The sequence below is a fragment of the Streptomyces sp. NBC_00322 genome (assembly GCF_036147535.1).
Lineage (GTDB): Bacteria > Actinomycetota > Actinomycetes > Streptomycetales > Streptomycetaceae > Streptomyces.
On record NZ_CP108019.1, the window covers coordinates 1,424,518 to 1,438,550 of the forward strand.

Annotated in this window: 12 protein-coding genes and 1 pseudogene; 6 read left to right on the forward strand and 7 right to left on the reverse strand. The window is 71.5% G+C overall.

What is annotated here, in order from left to right:
• Window positions 1-148 precede the first annotated feature (148 nt).
• A pseudogene (locus OG905_RS06475) lies at window positions 149-1,152 on the forward strand (IS5 family transposase).
• Between the two features lie 19 nt (window positions 1,153-1,171).
• Here the strand turns inward: OG905_RS06475 and OG905_RS06480 are convergent.
• The 7 genes from OG905_RS06480 to OG905_RS06510 all read right to left on the reverse strand — a co-directional run bounded on the left by OG905_RS06480 (window position 1,172) and on the right by OG905_RS06510 (window position 6,921).
• Complete coding sequence (locus tag OG905_RS06480; protein ID WP_328666636.1) at window positions 1,172-1,747, reverse strand: GAF domain-containing protein; 576 nt, start codon at window positions 1,745-1,747, stop codon at window positions 1,172-1,174.
• Complete coding sequence (locus OG905_RS06485) at window positions 1,744-2,361, reverse strand: GTP-binding protein (protein ID WP_266483631.1); 618 nt, start codon at window positions 2,359-2,361, stop codon at window positions 1,744-1,746. The genes OG905_RS06480 and OG905_RS06485 overlap by 4 nt, the downstream gene beginning before the upstream one ends.
• Complete coding sequence (locus OG905_RS06490) at window positions 2,339-2,716, reverse strand: DUF742 domain-containing protein (protein WP_328666637.1); 378 nt, start codon at window positions 2,714-2,716, stop codon at window positions 2,339-2,341. The genes OG905_RS06485 and OG905_RS06490 overlap by 23 nt, the downstream gene beginning before the upstream one ends.
• On the reverse strand, window positions 2,713-3,147 hold the full coding sequence (locus tag OG905_RS06495) for a roadblock/LC7 domain-containing protein (protein ID WP_328666638.1): 435 nt from the start codon (window positions 3,145-3,147) through the stop codon (window positions 2,713-2,715). Before OG905_RS06495 ends, OG905_RS06490 begins: the two co-directional genes overlap by 4 nt.
• Before the next feature lie 6 nt (window positions 3,148-3,153).
• Entirely contained in the window at window positions 3,154-4,956 is a 1,803-nt protein-coding gene (locus OG905_RS06500) for a sensor histidine kinase (RefSeq protein WP_328666639.1), read from the reverse strand.
• A gap of 286 nt (window positions 4,957-5,242) precedes the next feature.
• Window positions 5,243-6,427, reverse strand: a complete 1,185-nt coding sequence (locus tag OG905_RS06505) for an MBL fold metallo-hydrolase (protein WP_328666640.1) — start codon at window positions 6,425-6,427, stop codon at window positions 5,243-5,245.
• A 56-nt stretch (window positions 6,428-6,483) separates the two neighbouring features.
• The gene (locus OG905_RS06510) at window positions 6,484-6,921 is read right to left on the reverse strand and encodes a PPOX class F420-dependent oxidoreductase (RefSeq protein WP_328666641.1); all 438 of its coding nucleotides are present in this window, start codon (window positions 6,919-6,921) and stop codon (window positions 6,484-6,486) included.
• Between the two features lie 134 nt (window positions 6,922-7,055).
• Between OG905_RS06510 and OG905_RS06515 the strand changes: the two genes are divergently transcribed.
• From OG905_RS06515 to OG905_RS06535, 5 genes are all read left to right on the forward strand, one after another.
• Window positions 7,056-7,634 (forward strand): carboxymuconolactone decarboxylase family protein, encoded by a 579-nt coding sequence (locus OG905_RS06515; protein ID WP_328666642.1) that lies wholly within the window; start codon window positions 7,056-7,058, stop codon window positions 7,632-7,634.
• 159 nt (window positions 7,635-7,793) lie between these two features.
• Window positions 7,794-8,951: an acyl-CoA dehydrogenase family protein gene (locus tag OG905_RS06520; RefSeq protein ID WP_328666643.1), complete on the forward strand. Its 1,158-nt coding sequence runs from the start codon at window positions 7,794-7,796 to the stop codon at window positions 8,949-8,951.
• A gap of 1 nt (window position 8,952) precedes the next feature.
• Window positions 8,953-10,674 carry a thiamine pyrophosphate-dependent enzyme gene (locus OG905_RS06525; RefSeq protein WP_328666644.1) on the forward strand — a complete coding sequence of 574 codons (1,722 nt, stop codon included), beginning with the start codon at window positions 8,953-8,955 and terminating at the stop codon, window positions 10,672-10,674.
• Window positions 10,671-11,852 (forward strand): glutamate dehydrogenase, encoded by a 1,182-nt coding sequence (locus tag OG905_RS06530; protein ID WP_328666645.1) that lies wholly within the window; start codon window positions 10,671-10,673, stop codon window positions 11,850-11,852. The genes OG905_RS06525 and OG905_RS06530 overlap by 4 nt, the downstream gene beginning before the upstream one ends.
• Window positions 11,849-14,029: an acetate--CoA ligase family protein gene (locus OG905_RS06535; protein WP_328666646.1), complete on the forward strand. Its 2,181-nt coding sequence runs from the start codon at window positions 11,849-11,851 to the stop codon at window positions 14,027-14,029. Before OG905_RS06530 ends, OG905_RS06535 begins: the two co-directional genes overlap by 4 nt.
• Window positions 14,030-14,033 lie beyond the last annotated feature (4 nt).

The following is a 14,033-nucleotide window of genomic DNA, read 5'->3' on the forward strand; positions in this document are numbered from 1 at the left end:
CGACCCTGAGCTCCGCCCGAGGCCCCGGGTACGCCTCCGAGAGGCGTACCCGGGGCCTCGGGGCAACCCCGCTAGGGCGTGTGTGACGTCGTGATCAATCTTGCCGATCCGGATTCGTTTGGAAGCCGGATCCGGTAGGAAGACGATCGTGACGCGCAGGCAACTCACCGACGAGCAGTGGAAGTTGATCGAGCCGTTCCTGCCGATAGGCGAGTACGGCCCGTACCCCGAGCGGCTGCGTGAGCAGTTCGAGGGGGTGATCTGGCGGTTCCGCACCAGCAGTCAGTGGCGGGAGATGCCGGGCGAGTTCGGCCCGTGGCCGACGGTCTACGGCCGCTTCCGGGTCTGGAGGGACGCCGGCGTCTTCACCGCGCTGCTGGAAGGCGTGATCGCTGAAGCCGCCCGCCAGGGGCAGACGGACTTGTCCCTGGTCAGCGTGGACTCCACCACCGCCCGCGCCCACCACGACGCCGCCGGGATGTGCATCGGCAAGGAGGTCATGGAGGCCCTCGAGGAAGCCGCCGCTGACCAGGAACGGCCCCGGCAAAAGGGGGCGGCCCGCCGGAACAGAACGGACAGGACGGAAGGGACGCCCCCGGCCAGGACGAGCGGCGGCACATCAGGCGACGGCGCAAGCTCCGCTTGAAGGAAGCCCTGCTCGGCAGGTCCCGTGGCGGGTTGACCAGCAAGGTTCATCTCGCCGCTGACCCCAAGTGCCGTCCGTTGTCGTTCGTCCTGACCGCAGGACAGGCCGCCGACAGCCCGCAGTTCGTCCCCGTGCTGCAGAAGGTGCGGGTCCGTCTACCGGTCGGCCGTCCCCGGACCCGGCCTGACGCTGTCGCCGCGGACAAGGCCTACTCATCCCGCGCCAACCGCGCTTACCTGCGGAAACGCAACATCAAGGCAGTCATCCCGGAGAAGAAGGACCAGGCCGCCAACCGAAAGAAGAAAGGCAGCCGGGGCGGCCGGCCCACACGCCACGACGCCGAACTCTACAAGGGGCGGAACACCGTCGAGCGCCTGATCAACAAGCTGAAAGCCTGGCGGGGCATCGCAACTCGATACGACAAGACACCCGAGAGCTACCTCGCCGGCCTCCACCTCCGCGCCTCCATGATCTGGATCAACGACCTGCTGAAGGCAACTGATTGATCACGACGTCACACAGGCCCTAGATCCGGCCATCCTCGCGGCGGTGGATCTGTTCGATCAGCTCCGCCGCCAGCGACTTGATCGTCTCCAGGCCCGCGCGCCCCCACGGCCGCGGCTCCGTGTCCACGACACAGATCGTGCCCAGTGCGATCCCCGTACGGTCGATGAGCGGCGCCCCGAGATAGGAGCGGATGCCGATCTCGTCGACGACCGGGTTGCCCGCGAACCTCGGATAGTCGCAGACATCCTCCAGGACGAGCGCCTTGCGCCGAACGACCACATGAGGGCAGTAGCCGTGGTCGCGCGCCATGAAACGGCTGACCCCGCCGTCCCCCGCCACGGCCGCCGCGCCCAGATCGCTGCCGGTGTGCATACCGGAGGGTGTGTGCAGCCCCGCGAAGAACTGCCGGTGCTCGTCAATGAAGTTGACCATGGAGAACGGCGCCCCGGTCACCTCCGCGAGCTTGTGCGCGAATTCGTCGAAGGCGGGGTCCGGCCGGTCCCCGAAGCCGAGCTGGCGCAGCCGCCGCACGCGTTCGGGCGCCTCGCGGTCGACGGGGGTCAGCAGCAGATGGCCGGTCGGGTCGTACGTCATATCTGTGCTCCGTAGCTCGGGGCCGGCGCGGCCGGCGCCGGGGTGGTGGTGAGGAGATGCTGGACGAGGGTGACCAGTGTTCCTATCCCCGAGCTGGCGATACGTGCGTCGCACAGGACGACCGGCACCTCCGGCTTGAGGTCGATCGCGGCCCGTACCTCTTCCGGTTCATAGCGGTAGGCGCCGTCGAACTCGTTGACGGCGACGACGAATCCGATGCCGCGCCGCTCGAAGAAGTCCACGGCCGAGAAGGAGTCCTCGAGCCGGCGCGTGTCGGCGAGAACAACCGCTCCGAGAGCACCCTCGGAGAGCTCGTCCCACATGAACCAGAAGCGCTCCTGGCCGGGTGTGCCGAACAGATAGAGCACATGGCTCCGGTCCAGCGTGATCCGGCCGAAGTCCATGGCGACCGTCGTGGTGGTCTTGGACTCGATGCCGTCGAGTCTGTCGGTCGCCACGCTGACCTGGGTCAGCAGTTCTTCCGTACTGAGGGGTTCGATCTCGCTGACCGCCCCCACAAAGGTCGTCTTGCCCACTCCGAATCCGCCCGCGACCAGGATCTTCAGAGCAGTCGGGAAGAGGTCGTCGACTTCAGAGCCGTCGTCGTAGGCCATCGAGCACCGCCTCCAGCAATGAACGGTCCGTGAGTGAGTCGTTGCAGCGCGGCGCCCGCGCGGTGACCGCGCCGCAGTCCACCAGATCGGAGAGCAGCACCTTGGTGACGACCGCCGGGAGCCTGAGATGCGCGGAGATCTCGGCTACCGACGTCGGCCCGTCGCACAGGTCGAGCGCCGTGGCGTGCTCGGGGCCCAAGTGCGTCTGCGGCGCGGTCCCGGTCGCCATCACGAGGGAGAGCAGGTCCAGCGCGGCCGTCGGACGGGTGCGGCCACCGCTCACCGTGTACGGGCGGATGAGCCGGCCGGCCGCGTCGTCGAGCAGTGGCCCGTCCGTGGGGGACGGCACTTTCATTGCCCCGCGACACTCGGCGCCCCGGCCGAATGTCTGGCGGGCGTGGTCAGATACGGCCGTACGCTCTTGACCAGCATCGCCATCTCGTATCCGAGGACCGCGGCGTCCGCCTCCCGCCCGGCGAGCACGGCGAGACAGGTGCCGGAACCCGCTGTGGAGACGAACAGCAGAGTCGAGTCCAGTTCCACCACCACCTGGCGCACCTCTCCCCCGTCACCGAAGCGCGCTCCGGCGCTGCGGCCCAGGGAGTAGAGGCCGGAGGCGAGCGCCGCCATGTGGTCGGCGCTGTCGGGGTCCAGGCCGTGCACGGATTTCACCAGCCCGTCGGAGGAGAGCAGTACCGCGTTTCGGGTGTACGGCACGCGCTGGACCAGGCCGCTGAGGAGCCAGTCGAGGTCCGAGGCATGGCCGTTCGGCACATCGCTCACCATGGTGATCTACTCCTTGGAGGTGTTGTCGTGGCGCTGCGGGTCAGGCAGCGTCGCGCTGTCCGCGAGGGGCTGGGACTCTGCCAGTCCGATGCCTCGCTGGAAGGCCGCCATCAGGCCCGGGTCGTGGAGGGCGTGATCGTCGCCCTTGCGGGGCGCCGGGGCGTCCCGAAGCTGGGGGACGAGGTGCTCCTGGCTGCGGCGCTTGGGCAGTTGGGGGCGGCCCATGGTGCCGCGCACCACGTCGGGGGCCTCGGCGGGTGAGCTCGGCGGGGGTGCCGCGTGGTTGACGCCCGCATGGCTGATGTCGGATTGACTGACACCGGGGGTGGCTGCCGCCGGGTTGGGGCGGTCCGCGTGCTCTCGCCGTACGGGCAGGGGGCCCGAGCCGAACGTGGTGGCGTGCGTCGGCTCCCGCTGCGGTTGCCTCTGTTGCTGCTGTGGCAACTGCGGCGGGGAGTGGGGCTGCTGCGGAATCGGCGGGCGTACCGCGGTCGCCCGGGTGACGCTCGTCTCTCCCCTCGGGCGCACCGCGGCTTCGGACACGGCGGCCGCACCGTTCTGCTGGAGTGCGTCGGGCTCGGCGCCGAGGAGCCCCTGCGGGAGTACGAGGATGGCTTGGACGCCGCCGTAGATGTTGGTCTGCAGGCGTACCGCGATGCCGTGCCTGCGGGCCAGCGCCGAGACGACGAAGAGGCCGATCCGCCCGTCCTGCAGCAGATGGGCGACGTTCACCTGGTCGGGGTCGGCGAGCAGGGCGTTCATCTTGTTCTGCTCGTCCACCGGCATACCGAGGCCGCGGTCCTCGACCTCGACGGCGAGTCCGGCCGTGACGTGCTGGGCTCGCAGCAGCACCTGGGTGTGCGGGGCGGAGAACAGGGTGGCGTTCTCGACCAGTTCGGCGAGCAGGTGGATCACGTCGGCGACGGCGTGGCCGCGCAGTGTGCCGTCGATCGGCGGCACCAGCTTGACCCGGGGATACTGCTCCACCTCCGCGATCGCGGAACGCAGCACCTCCGTCATCGTGACCGGGTTGGACCACTGCCGCCTGGAGATCGCACCGCCGAGGACGGCGAGGTTCTCCGCGTGCCTGCGGATGCGGGTGGCGAGGTGGTCGACATGGAAGAGGCCCTTGAGCAGCTCCGGGTCCTCGACCTCGTTCTCCAGCTCGTCGAGGAGCTGGATCTCCCGGTGGACCAGCGACTGGAGCCGCCGGGCCAGATTGACGAAGACCTCGACCTTCTGTTCGTTGCCGACGCTGCTGGAGAGCCGGGAAGCCTGCACCACGGCCGCCACGGCGGCGTCGTGCGAGCGGCTCAGCTCCTGCGTCAGCAGGTCGAATTCGTCGCCGTTGAGTGGCGCGGGCAGGGGGGAACGGCGCGCGGGCGGTCCCTCTCCCCGTCTGAGCTGCTCGACGACCGTCTGCAGATCGGCCTGCCCGCGTGCGGAGGAGCGGCGCAGGGCCGCACAGCGGTCCAGTACGGACTTGGCCGTGCGGTCCGCGCCGATGGCCGCCGCGGCGACCGCGGCGATGGCGAGTACGGCGGCACCGGCCAGTACGGCCCAGAGTCCGACGGTGGGCCGCAGCGCGGCGGCGCGGATCGTGAAGAGCACGGCAGTCGCTCCGCTGAGGGCGGCGATGACTGCCGGCAGCACTGCGGCGCGTTGGAGTTGAGGGCGTATACGGGCTTCCGGCGACGACGGCACGGGTTGCGACCTTCCGGCTGACGACAGGGAGCGGGCGCCTGGCCGGCCATGGCGCCCGCCCTCCCGACGGTCCGGCCGCGCGGCGGGTGCGCGTAATTGAGACATCAGTGTCCTTGGTACGTGGGGCCCCAGGAATCGGCGTACTGCAAGTGGTCAGCTTCGGCTCGACGATAGGCTCGGCGTACGCATGAAAAGCCCATCGTGGATCACCGGGCACACACGGTAGTGGCCAAGGGGGCACGTGCGGGGGGCAGTTGACAAACTTGCCCGCTATTCATTCCCGATTCATTCCCGCTCCGGTATGACCCTTCGCACGGCAGGCCGAAAACGCGCCCCCGCCGGGTGTGTCGGCGGGGGCGCGGGCCGACGGGAGCCCAGGGACGCGTCGGGGTCAGGCGGTGGGCGCCACCTCGGGGCTGCTGCCCTTGTCGCCGGAGGTGGCCCAGCCCTGGGCGGGCGCGGTCGCCGCCGCGCGCCACCACAGCTCGGACGGAATACTCTCGGCCGTCGGCTCGAAGGGCTCGCCGGGCCGCGGCAGCGCGATACGGGCGCCTTCCGCCGCGGCCGCGGCGACCGTGCCCTCCCCGGGCTCGGCCCACGGGTGCGGCGCGAGATTGAACGTGCCCCAGTGGATCGGCAGCATCGCGCCGGACGGCTCGCCGCCCTGGAGATCGAGATGGGCGCGCATGCCCTCGGCGGGCGTCATATGGATGTCCGGCCAGTATTCGCTGTACGCGCCGATCTGGATCATGGTGGCGTCGAAGGGGCCGTGCTCGGCGCCGATGTCCTTGAATCCGGGGAAGTATCCGGTGTCACCGCTGTGGTAGACGCGGTGCTCGGGGCCCGCGACGGCCCAGGACGCCCAGAGTGTGTGCTGCTGATTGCGGATTCCGCGGCCGCAGAAGTGCCGGGCCGGGGTCGCGGTCAGCCGGAGGCCCGACACCTCCGCCGATTCGTTCCAGTCCAGCTCGTGCAGCCGGTCGGTGGGCACGCCCCAGTGCTCCAGGTGTGCGCCGACGCCCAGCGGCACCGCGAAGATCGTGTCGGTGGAGGCCAGCGCCCGGATGGTGGGCAGATCGAGGTGGTCGTAGTGGTCGTGGGAGATCACGACGACATCGACCGGGCCGAGGGCCGCGAGCGGGACGGGCACGGGGTGCAGCCGCTTGGGACCGGCGAAGGGGAAGGGGGAGCAGCGCTCGCCCCAGACCGGGTCGAAGAGCACCCGCCGCCCGTCGATCTCCGCGAGGACGCTGGAGTGTCCCATCCAGGTGAGCCGCAGCCCGGAGGCGGGCGGTTTGGCCAGGTCGGCGAGGGGGGTGGCATGGAGGGGCACGCGCCCGACCGGGGAGCGGCGGGCCCGCGCCTCCTTGCGGAAGTAGATCTTGGCGAACTCGATCATGGAACCGCCGGACGGCCTGGTCCTGGCTCCCACGGGGTTCTGGAAGACGCCGTCGGAGAAGTTCGGTGAGCGCTTGATCCGCTCCCACCGCTCGCCGGACGGGTCGGCGCCGAAAGCGGCCGGCCGCAGCGCGCGCAGCCGGGAACTCAGCGGGTTGTGGGGACCAGTGCCAGTCACGGCACCTCCTGAGGTCGGTGTGGTGTCTTCATTATGTGCGTGGGGTCCGACAGAGGTCAGCCGCGGGGCTGGCCGTAGGCCCGCTCCACCCGGAGCCTGAGCACGATGCGTTTGTCGCGGACCATGGCACGGCGGTAGTCGTCCCAGTCCGGGTGCTCGCCGCTGACGTCGCGGTAGAGGGTGATCAGTTCCTCGACCGTTTCGTCGTACGGATCGGCCGCGACCGCAGAGAGCTCGGCGGTGCCCTCGGCGACGGTCCAGGCCCAGCGGTCGTCGCTCGTGACGTGGTACGAGGCGCGGGAGTCGCGGCGCAGGTTCGCGGTCTTGGCCCGGCCGTCCGTGATCGACACCCGGATGGTCCGCTCCTGCGGATAGTAGAAGTGGTTCACATTGGAGAGCTGGGGCCTGCCGTCCCGCTTGAGGGTGACCAGCACCCCGCCTTTGCATTCGGCGACCAGCCTGAGCAAGGCGTCCTGCTGCGCGCTTTCCGTCATGACCAGGCAACGCCCGTCCCGGTGCGGGTGTTCCTGAAGATCTTTTCCCGGCCGCAGGTCGTGATGTCACATCCGGCCACGCCCCGTCCGTCGTAGGCGTGAAAGGACACCGTCCACATCTCAGGAGGCCCGTCATGGCCCGTATCTCCCTCACCCCGCGCCGATCGCTGCTCTTCCGCTTCACCGAGTGGTACTCCGGGCGCGTGTACGGAAAGGTGCTCGACCCCGCCCGGGCGCTGGCCCACAACCCACGGGTGCTCTGGAGCGATCTGCGTTTCGAGCAGTCGGTGGCCAAGTGGAAGCACCTCGACGCCGATCTGAAGGCACTGGCCGAGATGGCGACGGCCGCGTCGATCGGCTGCAGCTGGTGCATGGACTTCGGCCACTGGGTGAGCCGGGAGCGCGGCATGGACGTACGCAAGCTGCACGATGTGCCGGTGTGGCGCGACAGCGACGCGTACACCGCGCTGGAGCGCGATGTCATGGAGTACGCGGAGGCGATGACCGCCAATCCGCCCGCGGTCGAGGACGAGCAGGCCCAGCGGCTGCTCACGGCGCTGGGGGAGGCCGCGTTCGTCGAGCTCACGGCGATCGTGGCGGTGGAGAACCTGCGCTCGCGGATGAATTCGGCGCTCGGTCTGACGAGCCAGGGGTTCAAGGACCACTGCGAGATTCCGGCCCCCGGGGCCGTGCCCGGGTCCGCCTCCGTCTGACGCCCGCTCGCCGCCCGGACATCCGCCCGGTCTGCCGCCCGGTCCGCCGGGCGGGGCACCGGGCGGGGCATGTTGACGATCATGTTGACACGGGAGCGCACGCCTCCAGATACTGACCGACGGTTCAGTTACTCCGTCCTCGTCGTGCCTGGAGGCACCATGTCCGAGCTCCCCACCGAGCTGGTCCCGCTCACGACCGAACAGCGCGACATCGTCGACCTCAGCCGCGCGTTCGCCCGCGAGGAGATCCGGCCGCGGGCGCGCGCGGTGGACGAGGCGGACACCGAGACGCCATGGGATCTGTGGCGCAAGGCCGCCAAGGTCGGCATCACGGGTTTCATGCTCCCCGAGGAGTACGGAGGCGGCGGCTACACCGACGTGTTCACACAGTGCCTCGTCCAGGAGGAGCTCTGCGTCGGCGATCTCGGCGTCGGTAATCTGCTCTGCTCCAACGGCTTCTTCGCCGACCCGCTGCTCGCCCTCGGCAGCGCGGAGCAGAAGCGGACCTGGCTCACGCCGCTCGCGGGCCCGGACACCCCGATGACCGCCCTGGCTACCACCGAGCCGGGCTCGGGCTCGGACGCCGCCTCCATCGTGACGACGGCGACCAGGACCGACGGCGGCTATCTGCTGAGCGGCCAGAAGGCGTGGATCTCCAACGCCGGTGAGGCCGAGCAGTACGTCGTCTTCGCCAAGACCGACCCCTCGCAGCGCTCGCGCGGGGTCAGCGCCTTCCTCTTCCGCAAGGGCACGGAAGGGGTCAGCTTCGGCGAGCCGATGCGCAAGATGGGCCAGCGCGCCATCGTCTGCCGGGAGATCTTCTTCTCCGGCGCCTTCGTGCCCGAGGCCGACCGGCTCGGCGGCGAGGGCGAGGGCTTCCACGGCCTCATGCGGACGTTCGACATCTCGCGCGCGGTGCTCGGCGCGGCGGCGACGGGCGTGGCCCGCGCGGCGTACGAGTACGCACGCGACTACGCCAAGACCCGGCTGCAGTTCGGCAAGCCCATCATCGAGCACCAGGCCGTGGCCTTCCGGCTCGCCGACATGCGCACCCGGATCGAGCAGGCCCGGCTGATGACCTGGCGGGCCGCCAAGCGGCTCGACGCCGGGCTCGACGCGACGACCGAGGCGGCGATGGCGAAGGTGACGGCCTCCGAGACGGCCGCGTACTGCACCTGGGCGGCGGTCCAGACGCTGGGCGGATGGGGGTACTCCCGAGAGTTCCCCGTGGAGCAGTGGATGCGGGACGCCAAGCTGGAGGAGATCGAGGAAGGCACCTCGGACATCATGCGGCTGATCATCTCCAGGAGCATGTGACATGGCGTCGACGGCTGTGACCGGCGGCGAGGCCGTCGTCCGGGCACTGACTGCGCACGGCGTCACCCAGGCCTTCGGCATTCCGGGCACGCACAACCTGGAGATCTACCGGCATCTCGCCGCATACGGAATCGCCCATGTGACGCCACGTCATGAGCAGGGCGCGGGATACGCGGCCGACGCGTACGCCCGGGTCAGCGGGCAGCCCGGGGTCGCGATCACCACCACGGGGCCCGCGCTGCTGAATATCGCGGCGGCGGTCGGCCAGGCGTACTCCGACAGCGTGCCGCTGCTCGTGGTCTCGCCCGGCATGCCGCTGCGCCACCCGCGCCAGTCGACCGGTCTGCTGCACGAGATGCGCAGCCAGACCGAGGCGCTGCGGGGCGTCGCGGCGTTCAGCCACCGGGTGTCGACGGCCGACGAGATCGGCGCCGCGGTCGCGCGGGCGTTCACGCTCTTCGCCACCGGGCGGCCGCGGCCCGCGCACATCGAGATTCCGCTCGATCTGCTGGAGACCGCGGAGAAGGCGGGCGAGGTACGCGGCGCCCCGGCGGCCGGGACCTTGATCCCCCCTGCGACCGGGCTGCGGGAGGCCGCCGACGCCCTGCGCACGGCGAGCCGGCCCGCGCTCGTGCTGGGTGGCGGGGCGCGCGGCGCGGCGGGTGAACTGCTCGCCCTGGCAGAGGAGTTGAGCGCACCCGTCGTCACCACCGCCAACGGCAAGGGGATCGTGGACGAGTCCCATCCGCTGTCACTGGGCGTCTCGCTGCACAGCCCGGCCGTTCAGAAGTGGCTGACCGAGCGTGATGTGGTGCTGGCGGTGGGGACCGAACTGGCCGAGTCCGACCTGTGGTCGGAACCGCCGCCCCTGGGCGGAACGCTGGTGCGTGTCGACGTGGACCCGGCGCAGATGTACGCGGCACTCCCGGCGGACGTCGCGCTGGTGGGCGACGCGCAGCAGGTGCTCGGCGCGCTGCTGGCCGCGTGCAGGGACGCCGGAGCCGGCCGGGGCCAAGGGGGAAACGTCACCGCGCTGCGTCCGGGGCGGGATGCGGTGCCGCGTGCCGTGGATCTGCGCCGCGTACTGGACAAGGGGAGCGGAGCCGACGACGCGGGGGACGGCACGCCCGGTACCTCCGGGGAGGTCGCCGCTCTGCGTCTCGCGCGGGACGACGAGACCCGGGAGCGGGACGCGCGCTGGCTGCCGTACCTCCAGGCGATCCGCAGCGTCCTCGACGCCGACGCCGTCATCACCTCCGACAGCGCCCAGTGCTGCTACTACGGGGCCCTGCCGCATCTGCCCATCGGCCCCGGCGCGCGCTATCTGCACCCCACCGGATTCGGCACCCTCGGCTACGCCCTGCCCGCCGCCATCGGCGCCAAGACCGCGCACCCGGACCGCCAGGTGATCGCGCTCAGCGGGGACGGCGGGCTGCAGTTCTCCGTGCAGGAGCTCGCCACCGCCGTCCAGCTCCAACTGCCCCTTCCCGTCGTGGTGTTCGACAACGGCGGGTACGGGGAGATCCGCGACGAGATGGCCGCGCGCGGTGACGAACCCGCCGCCGTCGACCTCGCGCCCGTCGATCTGTCCGCCCTCGCCCGCGCCTACGGCGGGCACGGTGTGCACGCCCCCACCCCCGGCGCGCTCGCCTCCGCCCTCACCCGGGCCCTGGCCACCCCAGGCCCCACCGTGATCACCGTTCCCGAGGAGACCCCCGGATGACCACCACTCCCCTGCTGTCGCTCACCTGGACCGACCATGTCACCGGGCGCCAGGGCCATCTGGTCGTCGACCGGCTCGTGCGCGGGGTGTCCAGCGGCGGACTGCGTATGCGCGAGGGCTGCACGCTGGAAGAGGTGACCGGGCTGGCCCGCGGGATGACGATGAAGGAGGCCCTGCACTACAACCCGGATGGGCGGTACATCCCGCTCGGCGGTGCGAAGGGCGGCATCGACTGCGACCCGCAGGACCCCCGGGCGTACGGAATCCTCGTACGCTATCTGCGCGCCGTGCGGCCGTACATCGAGACGATGTGGACCACCGGCGAGGACCTCGGCCTCACTCAGGACATCGTCGACCGCGCCGCCGAGGAGGCCGGTCTCGTCTCCTCCATCCAGGCCGTCTACCACCTCCTCGACGACGAGGCCTCCGCACGCAAGCGGCTCGCGGACGCCTTCGCCGTCGAGGTCGACGGCATCGGCCTCGACGAGTTGGTCGGTGGCTGCGGCGTCGCCGAGTCGGTCCTTGTCGCGCTCGACCGGGCGGGGGTGCCGTACGAGGGAACGCGCGTCTCCGTCCAGGGACTCGGCACCATGGGCGGCGCGACCGCCCGCTTCCTCGCCCGCGCCGGGCTGAGGATCGTCGCCGTCGCCGACATCAAGGGCACGGTGGCCAACCCGGACGGCTTGGACGTGGACGCGCTGCTGGCCGCGCGGGACTCGTACGGCACCGTCGACCGTACGGCCCTGCGGCCCGGTGATCTGGAACTGCCGGGCGACGCCTGGCTGTCCGTCGACGCGGAGGTGCTGGTCCCCGCGGCCGTCTCGTACGCCGTCGACACGGCCAACCAGGCGCAGATCACGGCCCGCCTGGTCGTCGAGGCGGCGAACATGCCGGTGCTGCCGGACGCGGAGGAGATGCTCGCGCGGCGCGGGATCACCGTGCTGCCCGATGTCGTCGTCAACTCCGGTACCAACGCGTGGTGGTGGTGGACGCTGTTCGGGGACATCGGCGCCGACGCGGACGAGGCGTTCGCCTACACCCGCCGCTCGATGCGGGCGCTGATCGGCCAGATGCTGGCGCGCGCCGAGGCGGACGGGACGACCCCGCGCGCCGCCGCCCACGCCATCGTCGCCGACCGGCTGCCGGTCGTCGCCGAGCGCTTCGGCTGGTACGGATGACGACGTCGCTCGACGCCCTCTTCGACCCGGGGTCGGTCGCCGTCGTCGGCGCCTCGGACAATCCGGAGAAGTGGGGATACTGGCTCGCGGCCGGGGCGCTCGCAGGGCGGGCCCGCCGCACGGTCCACCTCGTCAACCGGCGCGGCGGCGCACTGAACGGGGTGCCCTTCCTCCCCGGCCTGGCCGCGCTCCCCGGGCCCGCGGACCATGTGGTCATCGCCGTCCCACCGCAGCAGGTGCGGCCCGTGGTGACCGAGGGGCTCACGGCGGGAGCGCGCTGCTTCACGGTGATCACCTCGGGCGGTACGAGCGCCGCCGAGGAACATGAACTGGCCGAGCTGGTCCGGGCGCGCGGGGCGCGACTGCTGGGCCCCAACTGCATGGGCATCGTCGACACCACCAGCGAACTGCGGCTCAGCTGGGGCGAGTTCCCGGCGGGCGAGGTCGGCCTGGTCTCGCAGAGCGGCAACCTCGCCCTGGAGATCGGCCGCCTGCTCGCCCGCGCCGGTCAGGGCTTCTCGCGCTTCGTCTCGCTCGGCAACCAGCGGGACATCGACGCGGCGGACGCTCTGGAGGCACTTATCGCGCACGAGCCGACGCGGGTGATCGCCGCGTACGTGGAGGACTTCCGCGACGGCCGCCGGCTGGCCGGCGTCCTTGCGTCGGCGAGCGAGGCGGGCAAGCCGGTGCTGCTGCTGACGGTTGGCGCGAGCGCGGCTTCGGGCCGCGCGGCGGCCTCGCACACGGGCGCACTGGTGAGCGCCCGCGCGACGGTGGAGGCGGTCTGCGACGACGCGGGCGCGCTCCTGCTGAACACGGCGGGAGAACTGGTGGACACGGCGGTGCTGCTGCTGTCCGGCGTGCCCGCACCCGATGGGCCAGATCCTGTGGCGGAGCCGGTAGCCGGCCCCGGCGGGACACCACACGCGACACCCGCGGACGTCGCCCCGACCGGGATGCCCCGCTCTGTCGCCTCGCCCCACCGGGCCCCCTTTCGCGTCGCCGTCGCCGGTGACAGCGGCGGGCAAGGCGCCCTTGCCGCCGATACGTTCACCCTTCGCGGGGTCGATCTACCGACGCTCTCCGCCGACACCGCCGCCGCGGTCGCCCGGCATCTCCCCGCCCGCGCGGCGTGCGGCATCCCGGGCAACCCCGTCGATCTCGCGGGCGCCGGTGAGGCCGACCTCGGAAGTTACGCCCGCATCGCGCGCACGCTCCTCAACAGCGGGGACGCCGACGCCGTCGTCCTCACCGGATACTTCGGCGACTACGCCACCGCCAACCCCGCACAGACCGACCGCGAGTGCGCCGTGGCCCGTGAACTCGTCGACGCGGCAAGGGATTCGGGCCGGACCCTCCTCGTCCACACCATGGCCCGGGACACCCCCGCCCTGACCCTCCTGCGGGAGGGGCGGGTACCCGTCTACGAGCGCATCGAGCAGGCGGCGACCGCCCTCGCCGCCGTGGCCCGGCGCAGGCATCTGGTGCCGACACCCCCACCGGCGCTCCCGCCCGCGGCCCGCCACACCGTGCCCGACGGGGGGTACGAGACCGTGCGCGAGCTGCTCGCCTCGTACAAACTCGCCTTCCCCGCCGCGGAGTTCGTCCGCAGCGCCGACGAGGCCGCCGAAGCCGCACATCGCACCGGGTATCCGCTCGTCCTCAAGGCGATGGGGCCGGCCCACAAGACCGAGGCGGGCGCAGTCGCCCTGAACATCGCCGACGAGGGCACGCTGCGGGCCGCGTTCGCGCGGATGCGGGCCGCCACCGGTGCCGAGCGGTACGCCGTGGAGGCGATGGCGGCACCTGCGTACGCCGTCGAACTCATCGTCGGCGTACGGCACGACCCCGCCTTCGGCCCCGTCGCCATGGCAGGTATCGGCGGAGTCACAGCCGAACTCCTGGCGGACACAGCCGTCGCCCTTGCCCCGCTCACGCCCCAACGGGCCCGTGCCTTGCTGCTCTCGCTGCGGCACGCGCCGCTGCTGACCGGCTGGCGCGGTGCTCCGCCCGTAGACCTGGACGCTGCGGCGGCCGCCCTGTGCGTCCTCGCCCGGGCCGCCGCCGAACATCCCGAGCTGTCCGAGCTGGAGGTGAATCCCCTGCTCGTGCACCCCGGCGGGGCCGTCGCGCTCGACGCACACGGTGTACGGGCGCGTCCAAGATCGGCTGTGTAGGGTG